This window comes from Sorangiineae bacterium MSr11954, from assembly GCA_037157815.1.
GTDB classification, from domain to species: Bacteria; Myxococcota_A; Polyangia; order Polyangiales; family Polyangiaceae; genus Pendulispora; species Pendulispora albinea.
The window spans coordinates 3,859,654-3,882,520 of record CP089984.1 but is presented as its reverse complement, the minus strand read 5'-3'; the positions used below and the strand labels follow the sequence as shown (position 1 = coordinate 3,882,520).

General features: G+C 63.3%; 16 protein-coding genes. 4 read left to right on the top strand and 12 right to left on the bottom strand.

Features of this window, described 5'->3' with window-relative positions:
• The first annotated feature begins 16 nt into the window (after positions 1-16).
• Entirely contained in the window at positions 17-502 is a 486-nt protein-coding gene (locus tag LZC94_15435) for a DUF4442 domain-containing protein (protein ID WXB18620.1), read from the top strand.
• A gap of 19 nt (positions 503-521) precedes the next feature.
• Here the strand turns inward: LZC94_15435 and LZC94_15430 are convergent, their stop codons facing one another.
• The 11 genes from LZC94_15430 to LZC94_15380 form a co-directional block, all read right to left on the bottom strand.
• Positions 522-998: a hypothetical protein gene (locus LZC94_15430; GenBank protein WXB18619.1), complete on the bottom strand. Its 477-nt coding sequence runs from the start codon at positions 996-998 to the stop codon at positions 522-524.
• Between the two features lie 583 nt (positions 999-1,581).
• Positions 1,582-1,914 carry an immunity 53 family protein gene (locus LZC94_15425; GenBank protein WXB18618.1) on the bottom strand — a complete coding sequence of 111 codons (333 nt, stop codon included), beginning with the start codon at positions 1,912-1,914 and terminating at the stop codon, positions 1,582-1,584.
• Positions 1,915-2,583: 669 nt separating this feature from the next.
• Positions 2,584-3,954: an IS66 family transposase gene (locus LZC94_15420; GenBank protein WXB18617.1), complete on the bottom strand. Its 1,371-nt coding sequence runs from the start codon at positions 3,952-3,954 to the stop codon at positions 2,584-2,586.
• 118 nt (positions 3,955-4,072) lie between these two features.
• Positions 4,073-4,471, bottom strand: a complete 399-nt coding sequence (tnpB, locus tag LZC94_15415) for an IS66 family insertion sequence element accessory protein TnpB (GenBank protein ID WXB18616.1) — start codon at positions 4,469-4,471, stop codon at positions 4,073-4,075.
• Positions 4,465-4,794, bottom strand: coding sequence for a hypothetical protein (locus tag LZC94_15410; GenBank protein WXB18615.1), 330 nt, complete (start codon positions 4,792-4,794; stop codon positions 4,465-4,467). The genes tnpB and LZC94_15410 overlap by 7 nt, the downstream gene beginning before the upstream one ends.
• Before the next feature lie 226 nt (positions 4,795-5,020).
• Positions 5,021-5,308 carry a hypothetical protein gene (locus LZC94_15405; GenBank protein WXB18614.1) on the bottom strand — a complete coding sequence of 96 codons (288 nt, stop codon included), beginning with the start codon at positions 5,306-5,308 and terminating at the stop codon, positions 5,021-5,023.
• Positions 5,309-5,592: 284 nt separating this feature from the next.
• Positions 5,593-5,925, bottom strand: a complete 333-nt coding sequence (locus LZC94_15400; protein ID WXB18613.1) for an immunity 53 family protein — start codon at positions 5,923-5,925, stop codon at positions 5,593-5,595.
• Positions 5,926-6,200: 275 nt separating this feature from the next.
• Entirely contained in the window at positions 6,201-6,506 is a 306-nt protein-coding gene (locus tag LZC94_15395) for a hypothetical protein (GenBank protein ID WXB18612.1), read from the bottom strand.
• 8 nt (positions 6,507-6,514) lie between these two features.
• A complete protein-coding gene (locus tag LZC94_15390; GenBank protein WXB18611.1) occupies positions 6,515-13,705 on the bottom strand; it encodes a hypothetical protein in 7,191 nt (2,396 codons plus the stop codon).
• Positions 13,706-14,797: 1,092 nt separating this feature from the next.
• Positions 14,798-15,772 (bottom strand): cation diffusion facilitator family transporter, encoded by a 975-nt coding sequence (locus tag LZC94_15385; protein WXB18610.1) that lies wholly within the window; start codon positions 15,770-15,772, stop codon positions 14,798-14,800.
• Between the two features lie 61 nt (positions 15,773-15,833).
• Complete coding sequence (locus LZC94_15380; protein WXB18609.1) at positions 15,834-17,447, bottom strand: NPCBM/NEW2 domain-containing protein; 1,614 nt, start codon at positions 17,445-17,447, stop codon at positions 15,834-15,836.
• 360 nt (positions 17,448-17,807) lie between these two features.
• Here LZC94_15380 and LZC94_15375 point away from each other — a divergent pair, with 360 nt between their 5' ends.
• Positions 17,808-19,100 (top strand): RICIN domain-containing protein, encoded by a 1,293-nt coding sequence (locus LZC94_15375; GenBank protein ID WXB18608.1) that lies wholly within the window; start codon positions 17,808-17,810, stop codon positions 19,098-19,100.
• A 34-nt stretch (positions 19,101-19,134) separates the two neighbouring features.
• Positions 19,135-19,389 carry a hypothetical protein gene (locus LZC94_15370; GenBank protein WXB18607.1) on the top strand — a complete coding sequence of 85 codons (255 nt, stop codon included), beginning with the start codon at positions 19,135-19,137 and terminating at the stop codon, positions 19,387-19,389.
• 5 nt (positions 19,390-19,394) lie between these two features.
• Here LZC94_15370 and LZC94_15365 read toward each other — a convergent pair whose 3' ends face one another.
• Positions 19,395-20,267 (bottom strand): EamA family transporter, encoded by an 873-nt coding sequence (locus tag LZC94_15365; protein WXB18606.1) that lies wholly within the window; start codon positions 20,265-20,267, stop codon positions 19,395-19,397.
• A gap of 44 nt (positions 20,268-20,311) precedes the next feature.
• Between LZC94_15365 and LZC94_15360 the strand changes: the two genes are divergently transcribed.
• Positions 20,312-22,792: a ribonuclease H-like domain-containing protein gene (locus tag LZC94_15360; GenBank protein WXB20196.1), complete on the top strand. Its 2,481-nt coding sequence runs from the start codon at positions 20,312-20,314 to the stop codon at positions 22,790-22,792.
• Positions 22,793-22,867: the final 75 nt, after the last annotated feature.

Sequence of the window (22,867 nt, the reverse complement as noted above, 5' to 3'; positions counted from 1 at the left end):
CTGGTAAGCTCGGGGGATGTCCACTGCAACCGACGTCCCGCGCATTCTTCGTTTCTATCGCATGCTCGAGCCATTGCCGCTCGGCAAGCGCATCTTCTCGGAGAGCTTCAAAATCGCCGCGCCCTATTTTCGAAGCATCCCGGCCGTCGTCGACTCCGTCCGCCCGGGCGAGGTCCGCGTGCACATGGACGATCGCCGCAGGGTCCGAAACCACCTCGGCACCGTCCACGCCATCGCCCTCTGCAACCTGGCCGAGCTATCCATGGGCGCGGTGGCCGAGGTGACCGTCCCATCCACACACCGCTGGATCCCCAAGGGCATGCAGACCGAATACCTCGCCAAGGCCAAAGGCCGTATGCAGGCCACCGCGACCTTGGATCTTCCCAATCCGCTCCTCGAGAAGCAAGACATCGTGGTCCCCGTTCATGTGACCGATCCCGAGGGCAAAGAGGTGTTCGTGGCGCGCATTCAAATTTGGGTGACGCGCAAACCCATTGAATAACGGCGCCGGCGTTTGCTCTTCAAGGGCGCTTTTGGCACCAGCCGCCGGGCACGATATCGCCCGTATCGTCGACCGTGCACGCATCGGCGAAATATTTCGTGCACGCATAGCCCGAGGGGCACTCCCCGCGGCGATGGCACTCGAGCGGATCGCAGATCGAGCCGGGCACGTACCCACCGTCGACGTCGTGTCCCACGTTACGGCACTTGCCTGCTCGCGCGGAGCCGAGGCAATCGGCGTCCGTCGTACAGGACGGGAGGCAGGCCATCTGCCGGGGCGAGCCTGGGGGATCGCGGCGCACGAAGCTCAGGTCGACGCAGGTCGATCCTTCCGGGCACGGGGCGCGCGCGCAATCGAGGGTGCAGGCGTGCGTCTGCAGCGCGGATCCGATCCCCGGGAAGGCCTCGGAGCACGACGAGCCCGAAGCGCAATCGGCATCGACCGCGCATGGCTCACCGAGCCGCGAAGGGTGAACGGGCATTTCCTCATGGACCATCTTGCAGTCATCCTTCGAGCATCCCAGCGCGATGCAAAGTAGGATACTGGGAAGAAAGATAAGCGTACGGACAAGCCTCACGCTCTCTTGGGAAGCAATTCATGGACCGATGCCGATGCGCCCAGATTCGGTGTCTTCGTCTTTCAACGCCGTGATCGCAAGGTCGCGCTGCGCGGATGTTCGATGGGATCCCGCCGTTCGCGCGGGCGCTCGCCCGGAGGTCACGCCGGCCAGCTGGCGGGGGCACCTGTGCAAGGGCGACGATTGTTGCGCGGCGATGTCGGCTCGTCGTCGCCCTACTCGTCGTCGTCGACGCCTTCGGAGTCCGTCGTCTCGAGCACCTGGAGCGCTTTGGCGCACCCGTCGTCGCCGCGATCGGTTCCGCACTTTTGCGTTCCGCACTGCTGAGCAGTCCCAGCGCATACACGGCGAACGACGAACGCCGTGTTTTGTTGCTCAGGGCCTCACCGACTGAAGCGAAGTATCCCTCCAGTCGCTCCTGCGCACCGGCATCCATTTCGTACCCCATACTATCCCGCCCGCACGGTTCCTTGGCGACGGCCAACTTTTCGGCGCAGTAGTGCTAAGAATTCACCTCGCGCCCAACAGAATCAACAATGGAAAAAAATCTCGATAGGATCTCGCGAAGGTTCCGGGGACCACCGCAACCAACGAACTGAGCCTTGGTAACCTCGAACTGGATCCAGTCACGTTCTGTACGCCCGTCGATCTGCTTCGCAATTTCCAGGTGAGCCCAACGCGTATCCGACAGGTCGACCGTTACCCGCCATCCAGGATTGTCAAGAGTATCGAGCTTCACTCCGAACGAGTGCTCCCAGTCTCCATTGCACTCGTTCAAGTACCAGTCTTCCAGTCGTGCCAGTAAATCCGTCTCACTCGGTTGATGCGTCTTCATCGCGGGATCTCCTCTGGCGTTGCCGGTCGAACTCCGCGGCCGCCAGCCTCGTGTACGTGGGGGTGTCGACGACTGTTCCATCCGGGTTTCGATGTGCCCCGCCGGTGACGTCGACGCGCTTTACCTCTTGAAAACCGGACGGGTATCGCGTCCTCGAGCTCGCGGCCCCTCGTTCGTCATCGCGCAACCACCGCCCCGCCGCGGGCCTTCGCGGGCACGATTTCGATGCGCTGGTGCTCGACAAACCCAAAGGTGTCTTTCTCCCCACCGCACTCGGGACACATGCGCTCTTCGCCTTCGACACACCGTGGGGGATGCACGATCCGCTCGACGCCGTTGGCCACGGTCGTGCGATCCTGGCGTCTCCTCTTGTTCTTCTTTTTGTCTTCCTTCGCTTGGCAACGAAAGCGCTTACGCCGTGTTGCACCACGAAGCTCGATCCCCTCGAGCATGAGCGCAAGCTCCGCCGCATCGATCTCGACATGAGTCGCTTCGCCGGACGCCGCCCGAACAAGGCGAAATGTGCCAGCCTCCAAACGCTTTTTGACGATGCAGTATCCGCTGCGGTCCCAAAAGGTCATTTGGACCTGATGACCGCGTCGATTCAGAAACACGTACGTAACCGTACGGCGAACGGCCTGAACGGGGTTCCGTTCGATCCGCGATGGTCTAAGCGTCGAAAAACGTCGAGGGTGATGCGATCGCGTGTGGTTTCCAGCGATCGGGCAGGAGGTTCGAGAGATTGTCGTCGGCGGTCTTGTCGATGCGTTCGAGAACGTCCGCGATGTACTCAACGGGATTGATGGCAACGCGTGTGCACGAGACGACCAGTGAGTAGAGCAGTGCGAGTTCCTTACCGGCGTCCTCGCTGTGGACAAATAGAAAATTTTTCCGGCCAAGAGCGACGAGCCTAAGGGCATTTTCTGCCAAGTTATTGTCCAGGCGGATGCGCGGATCGCGGAGAAAACGGCCGAGCGGGCGCAGGTTGCGCCATACATAGTGCGCGGCACGACCGAGCAACGTCTTCGGTCCGTGTGCACGACGAAGTTCGCGAGAAAGCAGAAGTAATCGCACAAATAGAGGCCGTGCATAGGTGCGCCGCAGCGCGAGATGCTCGGCCGTGCCAAGAAACGCGCGATGCTCTGCCTCGTGCTCGACACCGTACATTCCGGCGATGAGGTCGAGTGCTTCCTTCGCTTCGGGCACCTCCCCGGCCTCGAAAAATTTCCGACGAACGTGAGCGAGACAGCCACATCGCTGACGGAGTCCTCGCTTCTCGAGCGGGTCATATCCACGATAATCGTCGCACAGAAATGCGCCAGGCGAATCACCGAGGACCTCGAGTGGAGCATCGCCACCACGCGTGAGCTCAAAGCGATATCCCGTGAGGCGCTTGCCAACAAAGGCCCAGATAAACGCCTTCGAGGTTTGCTTCGTCAGCGTAAACGACGTCTCGTCGACATGGACGAGGAAGTCCTTCTTGATGACGTCGAAGAGCGGGGCTCGGCGGGGCTCGAGCTTTTGCGCCGCACGCCGGAACAAGTCATTCATCGTGCTTCGTGCGATGGGCATACCGAGCCGCGCGAACGACTGCTCGAGACGATAAAGCGGCGTGACGACAAGGCACTTCGAGACGACGAGGTGCGCAACGAAGCTCGAATCGTACCGCGTCTTGTCCGACCAACGCTCCGGCGGCGGCGCGGTAATGACGCATCCACCGCATCGACACGCGACGACCTCGCGCGTGTGCACAACACGTCGGAAGTAGCCCGGGACGTACGAGTAAACCTCGGATGGCTTGCCGGTGCCGACGCTGCGAAAATTCGTGCCGCCGCAAAGATGACACTTCTTCAGCGTCTCGGGCACGGGCTCCGTCTTCTCTTCTGTGACGATGTGTTCCGCGCGAAGCAAAGCCTGCTCCGTGCGGCGCTCGGCGATCTCCGCTGGCGTCCTCGGTGGCCGCGCGATCTTGGGCATCTTGCCCATCTTCTCGGTACGCCTGGCGAAGGCGCGTTTGAGCACCTCGAGCTCGGCCTGCATGATATCCATTCGAGCTTGCGCCCGCGCACCCTCCTGTTCGAGGTACTGCGCGTACTCGCGCCAAGCGCAGGAACCGTGTTCGTCGTTGTCGGGAGGAGGGACCAATAAACAGCTTTGATCATGCACTCCGCCGAATGTCGATCCCCTTTTTCGCTTCGGCGGTCGTCTTCGCGGGTTTCCACATCGGTGTGCGTCGAACGAGACGAAGATCGACACCATCGAGCAGCATGGTGAGCGACGTCGCGTCGAGGTCGATGCATGAGGCCCCTTCAGGGATCCGCGGCAGCGTGAAGCGCCCAGATTCGAGCCTTTTGTAATAGACAACGAAGCCGCCCGCGCTGAAGAAGAGGATCTTCACGCGATCCATGCGGCGACCAAGAAACACGAAGAGGGTGCCACTGTACGGGTCGGTCTTCCACAAAGACTGCACGAGCGTCACGAGGCCATCGTGTCCGCGCCGAAGGTCGACGGGCGCACTCGCGAGGACGATCTCGATGCCGGGCCCGAGACTCAACACGCGCGCGCCGCGGCGGCCACCAGCGCCGCAAGATGCTCGGCCGTAATCGCTCCACGCATCGTGATGCGTGCCGGTCCGGCTTCGACGACAAGCTCGATATCGCGCTCCACCGTCGCAGGTCGTGTCACGACGACGGGCAGCAGGCGCGTGGGGCCTGCTGTGCGCGCGCGCCGCTCAAGCTCGGATCGCCACCAGATCAACGTCCGCTCCCTGACGCTGTGTCGGCGGGCGATCCCCGCCGCGTCGCCGCTTTGCGCCAGCTCCTTGATCCGCTCAGCCCACCAGTTCGCATCATGTCTCGCCATGCGCGCAATGAACATCAAACGCGACCGCCCCGCACGGCGTCTTTGCCCGTACGGTTACACACGTACAGATGCCCCTCGAGCGGGTCGTGACCGAGGCTCGCCATCGTGCATCCGCAACGACCTCACGCAGCCATGCAACCTGCAAGGGGCTTACTGCACGCGCCACACCGCGCGGGCAACCCCCGCGCCCGCACCAGACCAACGGCTGTCCACACACCGATCGGTGTGTGGACTCCGTGCTTCGCTAACCCTTCGACTGCTCGCCGAGCCTCCGCAGCACCGCCGCCGCCCAAACAAGCGCATAATTGACCGGCTCCGACCGGCCATCCGCGATTTTCTGGATCTCGTTCCAGTCATCGGAAAGTTGGCCCAGGGTCAGCTCGCTTGGTTTTTCGTATGCATCATACATATTTTCAGAAGGAACGTTCCAATAAAAGTCTACCGGAATCTCAGCAACCTCATGGCCCGTCTGCTCCAGATGCTCCAGGAGTTTCTCGACAGCCACTCGCAATTTCGATATTTCAACTTTCATCGCAGCAGCCCTTCGAGTTCACTGATTTGGTTTTGAAAATTCCGAATCTCATTTTCTAGATGCGTTTTTCGACCTTGAATGATCTGTTGCCGCACAGCATCCGACGGCGCGTTCTTCAAGAAGCCCTGGTTGTCGAACGCGTCCGGGTTCTGCTTGTATGCTTCGAGCTTCTGTTCGTGCTCTGCCAGTCTCCCGCGGAGAGAGTCGAGACTCTTTTGCTGCTGCGCCCGCGTTTGCCCCGATAGCCCCTTTCCAGCGAAAAATCCATGTCTCGCCCGAAAGGCCTAAGAATTCACCTCGTGCTCACCAGATTCAACAATGGAAAAAAATCGCGAGAGGATCTCGCGAAGGTTGCGGGGACCTCCGCAACCAACGAATTGAGCCTTGGTAACCTCGATCTGGATCCAGTCCCGTTCCGTACGCTCGTCGATCTGCTTCACAATTTCCAAGTCAGCCCAACGCGTATCCGACAAATCGATCGTCACTCTCCATCCAGGATTGTCGAGAGTATCGATTTTCACTCCGAACGAGTGCTCCCAATCTTCATTGCACTCGTTCAAGTACCATTTTTCCAGCCGCGTCAGTAAATCCGTCTCACTCGGCTCATGCGTCTTCATCGCGGGATCTCCTCTGGCGTCGCCGGTCGAACTCCGCGGCCGCCAGCCTCGTGCACGTGGGGGGTGTCGATGACTGTTCCGTCAGGGTTTCGATGTGCCCCGCCGGTGACATCGACGCGCTTTACTTCTTGAAAGCCGGACGGATTCCTCGGGTTCGGCTCGTACTCAGCGTGGTTGCTTACCTTTCCATCCGGACCGCGTTTGAATGTCGAATGCGCGCCGGATGCATTAGGATCCGGGGCAAGCCGATTCGCCCCCTTTCCAGCAAAGATCAGTTACGACTGCGGCAAAACCTCATCGACCAGCCTTCTCAGTTCAGTAACTGCTTCGGCTACTAGAACTTTGCTCTCTATTGGCAGAGCTTCCAGATTGCCTCGATCAAGCGCGACCGCGTAAACCTGTTCAAGAGTCCACCAGTGTTGGCCGAAGCTCTCTCTCCATTGAGAGGACACCTCTTCGACATTATCAAGAAGGGCTCGAAGACTGTCTATCAAATTAGACAGCGGCAATTTGCCATCATTAAACTCCAGCAGCTTGTCTTTCATTAGCGCATATTGTCGAATTTCACGTTCGGAAGGCATGCAAGACCTCATTGTCTGATGAGTCCGTAATCGACCGTTACTACGCGGCCGCTTGCAGTATTGGTGATCACGCTAATATTGTTGACGGGGTCGTAGGATGCCGTGGTGCCCGGCATCTTACCAGGTGAGCCCCCGTAGCTGATCGCGCTCTCTACCGCGCTTGGGGTTATTCCTTGACCCTGCATTCGGTCAAGTGCATGAGCTGAAAACTCTCGGCCGCCGATAGTTGTGGGTGAGTTGGCGGCTTTCTGACCTGCGGGAGCAGGAACGTTCATGTTCTGACCTTTCGCCCCCGTCGGCGTGGAGGCCCCCTTTGCAGCAAAATCCGCAGGTGGAACCAATGGTATCACACCCGGAGCGGCACCCGGAACAGCTCCGGGTACGACTCCGGGAGCGCCCGCGGGCACGAGACCGCCGGAGCCCGGTGGCAGCACCGTCGGCGCTCGACTGAACGCCTCCAACGCGGCGAGGCCCGCCGCCAACAGCATCTCCGCCTTCTCGTACATTTTGGGTTGGAACCGTCGGAGGTGCCCGCATCTCGTGAATTCACCGCAGCCAATGCTCTCCTTCAACGTGATCCAGATCGCGCTCACGGTGACCACGACGGTATCCGCGGCGAACGGATGCTCGGGTGGCGGAGGTTCTACGGACTTCTTCTGCGAGTAGTCCCAGTATCCACCATTCCATTCGATCTGCGGGATCCGCGGTCCCAATTCGATGAACTTCGGGCCACCGGCACTCCCGACTCGGTTCCAGAAAGCCTTCATTGCATCCCCCAATGGGCTTCCAAACGGATCCCATCCCCACAATCCACCATTCCATCCGCTACCTGCGATCCAGCATACCTCGCAATAGTCGAGGCCATTCGGATCCACGTATCGTAGCGGCGATCCCGCCACGAATGCATACGGATTCAGATCGCTCCCCAGATCATGCACCGTCAGAGGATCGGCGCTCGCCCACTGCCCCAGCGCGGCCACATAAAATCGTGCGCCGAAGTACGCCAGCCCAACCCCAACGTCGTCTTCCTTACCCGTAAATCGATAATCTTCGCGGAATGACTCCCAACGCTCCGGCCGGTGATCGCTCTCCGCTTGCCCATAGGCCAAGTATGTCGCCCGCTCGACCAGCTCCCCGGTCGCCTTGTCAATCACGACACTCGTCGAGCCCAGCGGATCCGTCAGCGTGAAGAAGACGTGCTGCATCTTCCCATCCGCTCCCTTTGGCAGATCGACGTTGTAAATCACTCGCCCCAGCGCAACCCCATTCGAGACCAAGTACGGCACCTCGGTCTCGTCCGTTCGACCGTATTCCTCTCCATCATACACGGCGCGATTCAGCCGCAACGAGCCGAACACCTCGATAGAATACCTCCTCGCCTGCGTCGAACGGTTCTTGTGTATCTTGATCACCCGCTGCCCGCCCGCATCGTACACGTACCCGAGGTCAGCCCCTGCCTGATCGATCCGGCTCAAGTCCATCTGCAAGACTTGCGTTCCCAAGACATCGATACGCGGAATCTCGGCTTTCGACAACCTTCGCGCACGCACCAGCCTCCCCACCTCGTCCCAATCGTACGCGAACAACAAGCTTATATAATCTCCGTGCGCGTCCTTCTTCCGCACTAGCATGCGCGACAGGTTCCCCGCCGCATCATGGATGGTGTCCGCACGCCCCTCGCCCAGCGACGCCGAAACGATCCGATTCGGGCCCTGCGTCGCGCTGCCGTAGCTCGCACTTCCCATCGACCGGTCGAAGAACGCATGGGCATCGTCGTCGGACGTGCGCAAATTCCCCTGCCAATCGTAGTCGAACACCTGCCACTTCACACGATCCGGGATCGTCTGCTCGGGCACCGGTGTCCGGTTTCCTGCCTTCGCCTCGGCGGCGAACACGGATACTTGCTTGTCAGTTCCACTCGTCGTCGGGAATGCGTAGTCCACTCTGCGGAGCTGATACAAATCGTCATACTGCAGAACGCGGCTCACCGGCTTTGCCCCGTCGGGCCACTCGTCGGCGAGCCTCCCGTCACCCACCCGCAGCGGATTGTTTACGGGATCATAGCGATCGATCTGCAAATCCTGCAGCACGGTAGGCAGCTTCGACGACCGCGCAATCCGAGCTTGCGCGAGCAGCCGCTTGTCGTCGTAGTCGTACGTTGCGATCGTCCCCGCCACGTCACCGAACGCCCGTGACCTGATTCGACCATCCGCATCGGCCACCGTGCTCGTCACCAGCTCACCATAGCTCCCGCCAACCCGAACCGGGAGCCCGCGCGCCGAATAGGACGTCGTGACCACACTTCGTCCCGTGAGGGATCCGACCGTCACGGGCTTGCCGAGCAAGGCGTCGATACTGGCGCCCGTCGTCTCTGCAATCACGCGATCGGCATCGTCGAAGCCGAATCCCTTTTCGAACCAAGGCCCCGCGTACGCGACGACAGGGTCGAGCTCGTCGTTCGGAACGGCGATCTGCTTCCGAGTCCGCGTCGCGCGACCGCGGCCATCGTAGAAGTACTGGACGTGCTGCGCTCGATCGTAAACGGCGGCGAGCTTGCCGGCATAGCTCGCAGTATCACTCGCTTGTCCATCTTCCGGCGCATCGTAAATCCAGCGCGCCGCAGGTCGATTCGCGTACTTGCCATGCGTTTTCGAGCACGGTGAATAAATTTTCGCGAGCAAGCGCCCGATCCCGTCGAACTGCGCATTTTGCCCGCATCCGCGCGCGTCGCTCGTCCCCACCACGTCGCCGGCATCGTTGTAGGCATAGCGCCAGGACTTGACCTTGGTGGGATCGGCAAAATCCTTCGACGTGTTTGGCTCGTCATTTTGGACCAACCGTCCAAACGAGTCATACGTCATGTGGCGCGCGTACACTTCGCCCGACGCGGCGTGCGATCGGATCACGCTCGTGAGATCGCCCGTGCTCGAATAGATCATCTGCGTGACGAGTGTGTCCGCCATTCCGCTAGAGGACGTCGCCCGCTGCAGGCGAGTCGTTCGTCCGTGACCATCGTGGACGCTCGTGGCCGGGTGCGGCGTCGCTCCCGCTGCGAGATCCGAAGCGTCGAACGTGTCCACAGAGAGCGCATGATACACGCTCTTCGACGTCGCCGCACCGTCCAGGCCGAAAGACTGCTCGAGCCGTCCGAACGTATCATATGTCGCGCGCGTGCGCGGCGTGTCTGGCTTCACGGTAGGAGGTAGCGGGCTCGCAGGGTCCACGGTGTCGAACCTCGGCTCCAGCCGTGCCGTCACGAGCCCGCGAGCATCGCGCAAAGCTTGACCGCTCACGACATGCGGGGCCGGGTCGCCCGCCGACGTATCGGCTTCACCCACCGTCGCGACGGTGAGCCCATAGGGATCGACGTAGCTCCACGCCGAACGATACCGCGCGGCGCCGCCTGCATCGTCGCGCATCTCCACTTGAATCCGTCGATACGGCCCCCCGACGGCATCGAAATACGTCATCCTTACCGAGGGCTCAGCCTCCGGTAGGATGCTCGTCGCTGCATTTGGTTGGAATACGCGGATGGGCCGGCCATAGCCATCGTATGAAAGGGTGCTCACCGCCCCGGTCGGCGCAATGGTCATGGTCGGAACCTCCAGACCACGATCGAAGCTCGTGATCGTGGTGAGCCCGGTGCTGCCACATCCATTCGTGTGGACGGTTTGCGCGACGGCCATTTGATGAAAAGCCTCGTCATACGCGGTGCTGGCGCACCGGTTGTTCGCGCCCTTCACCCGCACGGGGTTGCCGTAAGCATCGTATTCGAGCTCGCTCAGCACCACGCCCACGCGATCCCGCGACGCATCCAGGGGATCCGACGCGAGCTCCGCCGAGGGATCCTCGTGAAATCGAACCAGCTGCAGCGTACCTTTCAGATCTGCCGAAACGCGAATCGTGCTGCCATATTGGTCGTAATCGACATGTGTGTGCCGCTGGTCCGCGACATCGCCTGCGTAGCCATCGGTTGCACGCCAATTCCACCGTGACGCGTCTCCAGATGGCAGCGCCCACACCGTGCTCCGAACGATCGCCGAGTCCGTGCTCACGTCGGGCCCACCATCGACCGTGCCGAAGTCCGTATGCTTGGTGACGTGCCCGAATCCGTCGCGTTCCATCTCTTGAACGAGGTGCGCCATGCGCGTTGTGTGGCCGCCTGCCAAGGTGACGACACGCTTTGGCGGCTCGTGATCGGGGCTCTCGGCAACCACCTCGCGAAGCGTCACATGTTCGGGCGCTCCGGGTGCCGCCGTATCGTAGAGCCACGTATCGCTTCGCTCGACGTAGGCGGTTCGCACGCTCCGGCCGTCCATGCCCTTATACAAAGTTCGAAGCCGGTATTGGGCGTGCGTTGTCGAGAGCGCCCGCCCCGTGCCATCGAACCGCTCGACCAACACCGGCTGGCGGCTGAGCGCCTCCGTGGGGTTGTCGCGAAAATAAGATGCTCCTGGAAAACATTCGCCAGGGTGTAGCTCGTTGCAGTCGCCCATCAAGAACGCCGTCTTCGTAACCTCGTCTCCGGCCGTTCCGTGCTGGATCGTCTTGAGAACGCGGAACCCTCGGAATCTCCGCTCCAGGTTCTCGTACACGGGATCCGTGTAGTCGTACTCCGTGATGTACGGTCCGCCCGTACTCGATGCATCGGCATTGCTGCTCGTTTCGATTCGCGTCACGTAGTGATGAGCCAACGGCATGAAGGTGCCGGGGACCGAGGTCGAGCGGTAGGAGAGCTTCGTCGTCGCGCCGAAACCATTCGAAAGGCTGAGCAACAATCCCGGACGCGTATCGTTGCGCCAATGGTTGTACCGCACGAAGTACGTATTCTTCGACTTCTTCGACAGCATGATGATGCTGTTGACCCCCGAACCATCGAGGTCGGCGAACTGAAGATACGTCTCGTCCTCCAGCGGAAACGATTGATGGTGAACAGCTCCACCGCCGAAGTAAACGCTGAGCCTACGCTCGGAGGGCAATCCGGTGTCGTGCACTTCGATGACATCATCCACCTGATCTCCGTTGACATCTTGCCGGTACTCTTTGGGGTTGATCGCCGAGTCTTGCAGGGGAATGCTGTCTTTTTCGACGTAGCCATTACCCAGACCGCGCCAAAGATGCCAACCGCCGCTGCCCACCTCGCCGCTCGAGTAGTGGAGCACGAGGTCGGGTACGCGGTCGTTGGTGAGATCGAACATGAGGCTCGCATCGATATCGTAGCCCTGCTCGCGATTGAGCCCCGGCGGCTCCTGAAACGGCTTTCTTGGAGTAGCCCGCGCAAACGGCTCGACACCTTCGCGTACCAGAGTCGTCAAAAATGCGTGTTGCTCTTTGTAGCCGAGGAGCACCGGGACACCGTGGCCTCCGCCGCCGGTGTCCAGAATGATCACATCGGGCACGAGGACGAAGCGATCGAGGTAGCCGTCGGCGTCCAGGTCGTGGAATTGACTCAGCGGGAGGTAGGTAGCTTGGTATTTACCGTCCGGGCGCTGGGTGACTCCGTCCCACCACCCAGGGATCCCTCTTGCCGAAAGAGTTCCTCCTCGCCAGTTCCAACTGTTGTTTTGATGAAGAACCAAGAAGGCTGCCCACTTCGGATCCTCCTTGTAAGAGTCGATCACCAACTGAAGCGCATCGACTTGACCGATGCGCAGCCAGTCGCCCAGCTTGTTGTTCTTGAAGAGCAAGTCAGGCCCTGGTTCGATGGCGTTGCTCTTGATGGTCATGGGCACTGCCGACCCCGGTTTATCGAGAATTCTTACCGACATTTCTCCGTTCGGGCGCCTGCGAATCAGATCCGCGCTTCCATTGTGGTCGACGTCCAAAAAGGAGATTTCATCCTCGATTTCACGCTCCACGCGTAGCGGGCCAATGATGCCGGGCTCCATTTGCCCTTGGCCCGCGTACGTCATTTGCGCAACGGGTCGCTTGTCGCCACCGCACACACCGATGTCGTCGGGGATCCTGAAGGCCTGGTCCTCTTCGATGGCGCACGACGGCGAGACGTCCACGGACATGAGCATGGATCGCGCTTGGAACATATGCGCCCGCCAGAGATAGGAAAGACTATACCGGCGAACGAGGCGCCGTGGTCCACTTCCCGAAAACTCAGCGCTGGTTACATCGAGGTGGTCGAGCCTCCACACGGGCCTTCGACGCCAAACTGCAACCTCCGAGAAGGTCCCGCGAGAGGGATCACGAACATACGCCAGCCGCGTGTGATGCGCGAATGTCGCGGAGCCGCCTTCTGCTTGTTTCGATGTATCGTATACATCTGTTAGATATCCTAACCCGTCCGTGGAGGTACTCTCGTCCGGTGCGGGAAACCTTTGCCAAAGATATCGAATTTGGTTGGCGGCGCCGTGAGCGTCTCGCATTCGCACGAGATTCCAACGAAAGATGGGAGGGTTGTCCGCGTCGGCGGCTGGATCGCGATCGACCGCCAGCTCATCGGATGGGCTGTCGAGCGGAACCCCGAACTCCATCGTGATCCCCTGGCCCTGGAATATCCAGGTCCGGTGGGTGTCGGACCAGAAAAGCCTGGCAAAGCTCGTTTCGACCCGCGGCCGATAGTACATCCACCCATTTGCCCAGGCTGGGAAGGTTTCTCCCGGCTGCAGCACGGCGTTGTTGGTGCACTGGCCATTGCGAACGAGGCAAATAGGAACGATATGCACCCCTGAAAAGTCGAACTCGTCCGCCGCATTCGGATCAATCGGTTCTCCTGGCAGGGGATCCGCATATCGTGGCCCATTGGCTGGATTTCGACGTTCGATCCGGGGAAGCCCCAACGTCCATCCGTACCCCGCTTCGCCCACATTGCCGTCCGAACTGTAGGAGAGACCGAGTTGCGGTTGCGCGTTTCCTCGAGCTTTCGGGAGTCGGAACCCAATCGACGCGTGGGCGGTTCCCGTCGCAGGATCGGCGGTGACCACGCCTCGGCCGAAACCGCTACCCTCGGGAGGATCGAGCGTGGTGGGGGGCTGGTTCCCGTTGAGGGGTCCTTCCGACGGAAAGCTCGCGAGCGCTCCGGCGGGGGTGGCCATCGCAGGCGCGGGTGCGGTTTCCTCTTGCGTGGACATGGGCGCGGGAACCTCCTGCGCGAGCGCGTGGACCGGCACCGAGCCAAGGAGAAGCGTCGTGACCAACGTGACCGCGAACATCGAAACGAGCGAGTGGGAAGGGCGTAGGATCTTCATGATGGGCTCACGACGATGAGTTCCGGCGAAAGGGCTTATTCGAACGAGGCGCGCGCTTTTAGCGGCACGCGTGGGATAGCTGTTCATTGGCGGCGCGGCACTGCACTGCGCGTCTTTCGCGTGCGGCGTCGTCCTTCGCACCGAGAGTGAGCGCTTGGCGAGCTGCGGCCGTCCGTTGAGCGATCACCTCCGGGCTAACGCCGTTCATGCACTGGTTGAGACGAGCGACGTACGCGGCGCAATCGGGCACGAGCTCGCGGTCATCGCCATTGCCACCGCTCCGAGCACTGCATCCGAGGCCGACGACGGCGACCACGATGGATAGTCCGAGACGTCGGTGTGGTCCCGAGCGAAAAACAATTCGAGAACGGCTCATAGGCTCTCCCCTCATGCTGACTCACGCGGTGGCAGACGGACGAATTCGAGCAACGGCGTTCGCTTCTTATGATATCAAGTGCGGTCTACACAAATCATCATTCAAATTCAATACATTTTAACTGTCACGCTTCGTCCTCGTCCCCATTCGCTGAATATCTTCGGACTACGGAAAATCGTCCCCCATTCTTCCCACCCGTCGCGACGTAGCGAAAATGACAACGCGGCGCGAAAATAAAGACCTTCACCGCCACTTGTATTTGTTACCTCGCATACATCACGGTATGGCAACCAAGTGGGCAGCGCGAGCGACGCGACTACGATCTACGCCCACTTTGCCACCCAGGCGCGCACGATCTCGGCGGCGGAGCGAACAACGCAACGCTGCGTGCCTCGGGTACGGGCACGTCTGCGCCGTCATCGACGGCGATCGGGGGATCGCCGCCGACGCGCTCGCGCGAACGGCCGATGCCATGGATTCAGAGGATGCGTCGCACGCAAGCGGCTACCGTGAATCGGGATCGGCGCTTCGTCTCGTCGCCGATGCCGCGGGCTCGCCGCCCGTCATCGTCTCGAGCACCGGTCCAAGACGCCGCGCACGATTCGACCTGTCGAGGGTACCGAGCGGCATGCCGGGATGAATAGGCGGCCCCCCGTGCACCCACGAGATGCGGCGCGGCAAATCGAAGGTTCGCGCCCGCGCAACGATCCGCGCCGCTATGGCCGATTCCCCGATGCCGTCTCGTGAACGGCGCCGCTCTCCACCGCCCGCGACGACGAGATGCGCGGTATATCGGGCTCCACGAAGCACCACCGAACCTCCGGGCGGAGCTGGCGAAGCCGCGATTCGAACGCATTGATCGTGGCGCACGCCGCGTCGATATCGAGCTTGTACGCAAATGCCAACTTGACGGCGACCAGCACCTCGCCGGGCCCCTGCTGCAACGTGATCAGCGAGAGCACCCGATCGAGCTCGTGCGTCTCGGCCACCACCCGCTGCACGGCCTCCGCCACCACCGGATCGGCGGACTCGCCCAGCAAAAGCGATTTGACCTCGGTCGCGAGAAAAATGGCCACCGCCACCAGCACCAAGCCGATGAGGAGGCTCCCGATGCCGTCCCATCGCCCATCGCCCGTGACCGCCGCGAGCACCAGCGCGGCCAGCGCAAAGGCCAGGCCCAGCACGGCGGCGGAGTTCTCGCCGAAGACGACCACGAGATCCGCGTCCTTGGTGGTGCGCAGGTATTGCCAGAAGGGCGTGCTGCCGCGGCGTTGGTGGAGCTCGCGGATGTTCGAGTACGTGGAATACCCCTCGAGCGCCAGGGAGAACCCGAGAATGGCAATTCCCAACCAGACCCGGGTGACCGGCTCCGGCTCTCCGATTTTATGCAGGCCCTCGTAAATGGAGAAGACACCGCCGCCGGTGAAGAGCATCAAGGCGACCAAGAACGACCAGAAGTACGTCGCGCGGCCATAGCCGAGGGGGTGCGAGGCGTCGGGCTTGCGCTTGGCTTGCTTGACGCCGATGAGGAGAAAAAGCTGGTTCAAGCAGTCGGCCGCGGAGTGGAGCGCTTCGGCGAGCATCGCCCCCGATCCGGTGAACACCGCCGCCACCGCTTTGGTGGCGGCAATGGTCAAGTTGACGACCAGCGACTGCAGGATATGCGACGTCGAATGCTCTTGGGCCGACATGGGATGACGCACTTTACGCCAATGCACCTCATCGCGCTTCGAAGAGATGCGGTATTGCTGCCTATTCCGTAGGCGTTGAACCGGGATTCGCCGGCACGGGGTCATCGGTTATGCTGGAGGTGCAAGTCACACGGGCGTTGGCCCAGTCGGCGTGATCGCTGTTGGTGGTATCGGTGCCGCCGGCGACCTGCAGACGAAGATCGGTGCGGCCTGCGATGTTCACCTGGACGCTCTTGGTGGCAGAACTTCCGTTCATGACACCGCTGTCATACAAAAGCCGCCCGTCGCCCCAGACTTGGAACACGGCGCCCCCCTTGCCCGCCGCCACCTCGTCATCGAGGCCGATGTCGGCGGTGAAGGTGGAGCACGCCCCATTGGGACGAAAGACGATGGCCGACGGGGCGTGCACGCCCAAGCCCTTGCCGTAGGTGGTGCCGTTCAAGGTGATGGTCTTTCCATCGCCGCTCCCCTTCTCGCCGTTGCTGGTGTTGCGCTCGACCGGTCCCCAGCCGTTGGATGCGTACGCCCACGGTTGATCGCCCAGGTACCCGGTGGCGAGCGGGGGATCGGTGCCGGTGATTCGAAGGAGCGCGAGCCCATGTGCCGGGACGTCGACGCTGTAGCGGTTGGTGAAGGTCCCGCGATCGGCGCGGGCCCAGAGATCGCGGACGGTCGCGGCCCCGGGCGCGAGGCCGATTTGGCTCCACGCGACGGCGATGGTGGCGGTCGAATCGCCGCGGTTGAGGAGGCCCACGGCGCGTGCGCCGCGGCTTTGCACGGGCTTGGACCACACCTGGCGACCGGCGCCGTCGTCGGCCACCTTGATGGCTTGAACGGTCAGCGGATCTTGGTCGAGGGCGAGCACCTCGGGGTGCGTGAGGATGGCTTTGGTGGCCGCGGTCATGGTGCGCACGTCGTTGCCGGCGATGAGCGGGGCGGCGGCGAGCGCCCATAGGCCCATGTGCGTGCGGTATTCGGTGTCGGTCAGGCCGCCGTTGCCCACCTCCAACATGTCCGGATCGTTGAAGCTGCCCGGCGTGGTGGCCCCGGGAAATCGCGCGTTGCCATCGAAGACGCTGAGGACGCGCGCCCAGTCGTCGCGGATATCCCCGGTGGTGCGCCATTGGTGCGCGGCGCGCGGCCCCCAGGACCAAGGCTCGTCGGGGCCGCCGTTGTCGCTGGCGCTCAGGATCATGGGGCGGCCGGTCGCGTGGATGGCGGGCAGCCAGCGGTTGAACAGCTCGTGGAGCACCTCGCCGCTCGGAACGTTGCACCGATCGGCCTTGATGTAGTCGACCCCCCACGACGCGAACTTGGCCACGTCCTGGGTCTCGTGATCCAGGCTCCCTGGGGTCTTGCCGGTGCACGTGGCGGTGCCGATGGACGCGTAAATACCGTATTTGAGCCCTTTGCCATGGATGTAATCGCCAATGGCCTTCATCCCACCGGGAAACTTGACCGGATCGGCTTGCAGGTTGCCCGAGGCGTCGCGCGCGGCGGCCGACCAACAGTCGTCGAGGGTGAGGTTGACATAGCCGACCGCGGCCAGCCCGCTCGCGACCAGCGCATCCGCCGTCTGCTTGATCAAGGTCTCGTTGATCCCTTTGCAGGCAAACTTGTTCCAGCTGTTCCACCCCATGGGCGGCGCCGGCGCGAGACCATCGTTCGCGGCCACCGCCGAATGAGGCTTCACACTCACAAAAGCCGAGATGAGCCCCAACCCTGTGACCGCCCTCAACATCCGATGTTTGAGCATGCGCGTATCCCTCCTGGGGGGCGCTCTTCATCCAAGTTCCGTGCCGTCGCTCATGTTGTGGAGCTGGGAAGAACGTAAAGAGCGTACCCCTGATCGAAACGATCAGGGGTGATCGATCGGATCGGGGTTTTGTGCGTTGCAGTGATCCGATGAATGACGCCATTCGGTCGCGATTCGAGGCGTGAGCGCGCGGACGTCAACGGCACACGTGTTGCTGACGGCGCGGCCATGCAACGACTCGCGAGACGTCTCACGATTTCGGCGTTGGTTCTGGGGGCGATGGGTGCGATGGGAGCGCAGGCCTTGCCGCTGGCCCAGGCGGCGGGGGATCCGCCGGAGGGCACGGCGCTCACCATCCAGAGCGTGCCCAATGGGTTGGTCGCCGATGTCTCGGGCGGTCAGATGAAGCAGGGGCAAACCATTTTGGAGTACCGCTACAACGATGGGAAAAACCAGCAATGGTGGCTCGAGCGCAGCGGCGCGCATTATCGCATCAAGAGCAACGTCGATGGCGCTTGGTGCATGACCCGCGCGGGTGATGGGGATTTGGCCAAGGTCGTCCTGGGCAGTTGCACGACGTATTTGGCGGAGTGGGATTTCCAGGTCCTGGGCGGCGAGAAATACCGCATCAAGGATCCGAACGGCGCGTATTACCTCCACGTCTGGAACGAGACAGAGGCCAGCGGGCGCGAGCTGGTCACCCGCGCCAACGACGCCGTCGGCTCCCAATGGTTCCTCACGGGGCTCGACGTGAAGCGGCGGCCCATGCCGGCGGATCCGCGGCTCGACCAGGTGACCTTCTTGACCACCCACAACGCCTTCGCCAACACCGACGAAGGGTTCTGGGGGCGATTTCCGAATCAGTCGTACGGGCTTCGCTCGCAGTTGGATCAGGGCATCCGCGGGCTCCAGTTGGATATCTATCCGAAGGGCGGCAAGGTGCTCATGTGCCATGGAAGCTGCTGGGGCAACGAACGCACGTTCGCGTCGGGGCTCACCGACGTGGTGGGCTTCCTCGCGGCGACGCCCAGCGCCATCGTCACCTTGTTCCTGGAGGACTACACGAGCGTGGAGGAGCTCGGGGCGGCGGTCGGCCAGGTGTCCGGGCTCTCCGCCGTGCTCTTCCGGCCCGATCAAGCGGGCGTGCGGGAGCGCGGCTGGCCGAGGGTGTCCGAGCTCGTGGCGAGCAACCGGCGGCTGCTGGTCTTTTCGCAGCGCGGGGGGCGCGAGGGGTTCGGGGTGATGCACGACCGCGATTGGACGGTCGAGAACTACTGGAGCCTCGGCACCGCGGGCAACGATATGGCCTGCTACAGCCGCTGGGACGAGGTTCCCCTGAGCAAAGAAGAACCGGGCTTCGTGCGGCTGCACGTGATGAACCACTACCGCGATATCCCCACCGAGGGCAACGCCGCCGCCGACAACGGCAACAAGCTGCGCGATCGGGTGCAGCGCTACTGCGGCCCCGCGGCGCGGAGAAAGCCGAACTACGTGGCGGTCGACTTTTTTCAGAAGCCCGAGGGAAACGGCGGCACCGGGTCGCTCCTTTCGGAGATGAACGGCTACTGGTAGCGCAGGCGGGGAGCGCCGATCTTTCGACAGAATCATGCTAGACGTGGTCGCCGAGTCCCTCGACGGCGCGAGCGCCATCGTCGGAGAAGCGCGTTTCCACGACGCGCTCCCATCGCTCCGAAGTCTCGAGCGAGACGCCGGGGAGCTCGCATCGCGCCCCTTGCCCGAGCCCTTGCGAACGAGCAAGGCCGAGATCGTTCGCGCGCTCTTCGTCCCCGCCTTACCGAAGCGTGCGCCGGCCCGCATCGGGGACGTTCATCTCGTGGGTGACCTGCGCGGAGCCCCATGACCGAGCTACGAAGCGCTGTCCGCGGAGCGCAAGGCCACGCCGAGGATGACGGCCAGCGCGCCCAAGGCCTCGGTGAGGTGAGGGATCTGACGGAGGACGACGACGCCGATGACGCTCGCCGTGAGCGGCAAGAGGGCCAGGAGCACCGCGAACCTGGCCCGGCCGACCCGCGCGAGCACGACTTGGTCGATGCCGTACGGGATGACGCTGGATAGAACGCCCACGCCGACGCCGAGGACCAAGAGGCGGCCCGAGGTCCACACCGAGCCGGTGGTCCACGCGAGCGGCGAGAGGACCAGCGCGCCGATGGCCGTGCCGACGGCGAGATCGTCGATGCCGTTGCCGCCGGTGGCCACCATTTTGCCGAGCACGATGTAGCCGGCCCAGAGGACGGCGGCGGCGCCGACCAGCAGCAAACCGAGCGGGCTCGATTTCCATTCGACTTGGGCGATGAGCACCACGCCGAGGGTCACCATAAGCAGCGCCAGGATGTCACGGCGGGTGCGCGAGCCAAAGGCGGCGACGGCGACGGGCCCCGCGAACTCGATGGCCACCGCGTTGCCGAGCGGCATGCGCGACATCGCTTCGTAGAAGGTCACGTTCATCACCGTGGTGATCAGGCCGAATACGCCCGCCAGCACCAGGCGCCTCTTGCTCCACGTGGAGATGCGCGGGCGGCGCCACGCGAGCAGGACCACCGCCGAGCCGAAGATGCGGAGCCAGGCCACGGCCGACGGCGAGAGCTCTTTGAAGAGGTTCACGGCCAGCGCGGCGCCCATGTAGAGGGACAAGCCGCCGAGGACGAACAGCAGCGGGGCCGGGAGCTGGGGAAACGCATACCGCGGCGCGCGGGCCCCGCCGGCGGAAAGAGCAACCATGCGCCGATAGTGCCCTATATTCGCCCGCTGCGACAGTGAGGACGATCGAGGAAGAGTGGCTCTGGGGATGGGACCCGACCCCGGGAATCGTATCGGTGTGGGCCGAACCCGATGGCCGCGCCTTCGTGTGGCGGCGGCTGCCCGAGTCGGGCGAGCTCGTGCGCGACGATCTGCGATTCCGGCCTTGGATACTCCTCGCCTCGCTGGAGGATCTGGCGCACCTCGGGCCAAGGCTCGCACCCGAGAGGCCCGAGAGGCCCGAGACGCCCGAGAGGCTCGCGAAGCACGAGGCATCCGACGAGCGACGGGCCCCCGACGCGCGACGGATGGGGACGAGCCCGCTGGTCACGTACCAAGAGCTCGATGGCCCGGGCACCCTTCGATACATCGTGCGCGCCGACGATGGACGCGCGCTGGCGCGGGCGGTGCTCCATGGCGCGGGCCGCCGCGTGGGGCGGGCGCTCGAGCACCTTCGCGAGCTGGGGCCGGACCGGGTGTTCGTGCTGCCGCCCGAGGAGCAATATTTGATGGCCTCCGGGCGCACCTATTTTCGGGATCTCGCCTTCGACCAGCTGCGCCGCATGCAGTTCGACTTGGAGACCACCGGGCTCGATCCCGACCGCGATCGGATCTTCCTGATCGCCCTCCGCGATCCCGAGGGGCGCACGGAGGTGCTGCAGGCGCACGATGAGGGCGCCTCCGGCGAGGCGGATCTCGTTCGCCGCTTCATGGCCTTCGTGCACGCGTGCGATCCGGACGTGATCGAGAATCACAATTTGCACGGCTTCGATTTGCCCTTCCTCGCCGCCCGCGCGCAGGCGCTGGAGGTGCCGCTCACCTTGGGGCGCGGCGGCGGTCCGGGGTTGCGAAAGCGGCCCGCGGCGCGCGGAGCTTCGCTCGGGCGCGGCGGCGCCGAAGGGCGCGATGCGCTTCGCCGCATGCGCTACACGGTGCCCGGGCGCGAGATGATCGACAGCATGGATGCGGTGCGGAGGCACGACTTTTCGGCCCGCGATCTGCCGGGCCACGGGCTCAAGGCGGTGGCGCGCCACTTCGGGCTCGCCGGTCCTTCGCGCGAGCACATCTCCGGCGCGCACGTGTACGAGGTGTTCCGGCGCGATCCGGAGCGGGTCTTGCGCTATGCGCGCGACGACGTGACGGAGGCCGCTGGTGTCGCGCGCCTGCTCGGCGGGGCCGCCTTTGCGCTGGCGCGCATGGCCCCGCGCCGCTACGAACGGCTCGCCGACGCGGGCCCGGCCACCGGGGTGCTCGATCCTCTGCTGGTGCGCGCCTACTTGCGCGCGGGCGCGGCCCTCCCCGTCCACCAGTCGAGCGATGGCACGCCGCACCAGGGCGCCGCGCTTCACCTCTTCGCCACCGGGGTCGCGCGGCGCATCGTCAAAGCCGACGTGGCGAGCCTCTATCCATCCTTGATGCGCCAATACGCCATCGGACCGGAGCGCGATCGGCTCGGCGTCTTGCTGGCGCTGGTCGACCGGCTCGTCGAGCAGCGCCTCGGCGCCAAAGCGAAGGCGCGCGCGTGCCCGCCGGGATCCGCGGAGCGTTACACGCACGAGGCGCTGTCGGCGGCGATGAAAATCGTGGTGAACTCGGCCTACGGCTATTTGGGCGCGGCATCGCTCACCCGCTTCGCCGATGTGCATGCCGCCAATGAGGTCACCCGGCGAGGGCGCGAGGTGCTCGATCTCCTCTGCCGCGAGCTCGCGGCGCGCGGGGTCACCTTGCTGGAGGCCGACACCGACGGTGTTTACTTCGCCGTGCCCGAGTCCTTCACCGAGACGGACGAGCGGCGCATCGTCGCCGAGGTGGCCACCTTGTTGCCATCGAAGGTCCATTTGGAGTTCGACGGCCGTTATGCGGCCATGCTCTCCCACGAGCCGAAGAACTACGCGCTGCAGCCGTACGACGGCGCGCTCGTCCTGCGCGGCGTGGCCTTTCGATCGAGCCGCGCGGAGCCCTTCGGCGAAGATTTCCTGCGCCGTGCCCTGCGCGCGCTCCTCGCCGGTCATGTCGCCGGCGTGCGCGAAGCGTACGTGGCCACCGTGGGCGCGCTGCGACGGCGGGGCATTTCCACCTACGACGTGGCGGCCCGCGTGCGCCTCACCAAATCATCCGCCCAATATGCCTCCACTCGCCTACAGCGACGGGAGCTCTCCTACGAGGCCGTACTCTCCAGCGGGCGCACCGCATGGACCTCCGGCGAGCACGTGCGCGTCTACCGCGCCACCGGCGGGCGCGCGGCGCTGCTCCCCGATCCGGACGCCGAGGAGAATCCGGAGCGCGATGGCGCGAGCCGCATCGACGATCCACGCGACTACGACGTGGACTATTACGTCCGCCTCCTGCGCGACACCTTCGCCGCCCGCCTTTCGCGCGCGCTCTCGCCCGAAGATTTCGCCGCGGCGTTCGCCGATCCGGAGCAGTTGTCGCTGTTCGACGCGTCCTTGACCCACGCGCGCCCCGTGCTGAATGTCTTGCGCGATCCGCTCTCGAATCGCACATAAATTCCAATTTTCGAGGTCCGTCGCGCGACGGACACGCAATCGTCGCGGACGCCGTCGGATCTTTTTGAAACCGAT

Excerpts from the sequence above, each read along its gene's own strand:
- LZC94_15435 (WXB18620.1), top strand. The coding sequence starts at position 17 with ATGTCCACTGCAACCGACGTCCCGCGCATTCTTCGTTTCTATCGCATG.
- LZC94_15430 (WXB18619.1), bottom strand. The coding sequence starts at position 998 with ATGGTCCATGAGGAAATGCCCGTTCACCCTTCGCGGCTCGGTGAGCCA.
- LZC94_15425 (WXB18618.1), bottom strand. The coding sequence starts at position 1,914 with ATGAAGACGCATCAACCGAGTGAGACGGATTTACTGGCACGACTGGAA.
- LZC94_15420 (WXB18617.1), bottom strand. The coding sequence starts at position 3,954 with ATGCAGGCCGAGCTCGAGGTGCTCAAACGCGCCTTCGCCAGGCGTACC.
- LZC94_15405 (WXB18614.1), bottom strand. The coding sequence starts at position 5,308 with ATGAAAGTTGAAATATCGAAATTGCGAGTGGCTGTCGAGAAACTCCTG.
- LZC94_15400 (WXB18613.1), bottom strand. The coding sequence starts at position 5,925 with ATGAAGACGCATGAGCCGAGTGAGACGGATTTACTGACGCGGCTGGAA.
- LZC94_15395 (WXB18612.1), bottom strand. The coding sequence starts at position 6,506 with ATGCCTTCCGAACGTGAAATTCGACAATATGCGCTAATGAAAGACAAG.
- LZC94_15390 (WXB18611.1), bottom strand. The coding sequence starts at position 13,705 with ATGAAGATCCTACGCCCTTCCCACTCGCTCGTTTCGATGTTCGCGGTC.
- LZC94_15385 (WXB18610.1), bottom strand. The coding sequence starts at position 15,772 with ATGTCGGCCCAAGAGCATTCGACGTCGCATATCCTGCAGTCGCTGGTC.
- LZC94_15375 (WXB18608.1), top strand. The coding sequence starts at position 17,808 with ATGGGTGCGATGGGAGCGCAGGCCTTGCCGCTGGCCCAGGCGGCGGGG.
- LZC94_15370 (WXB18607.1), top strand. The coding sequence starts at position 19,135 with ATGCTAGACGTGGTCGCCGAGTCCCTCGACGGCGCGAGCGCCATCGTC.
- LZC94_15365 (WXB18606.1), bottom strand. The coding sequence starts at position 20,267 with ATGGTTGCTCTTTCCGCCGGCGGGGCCCGCGCGCCGCGGTATGCGTTT.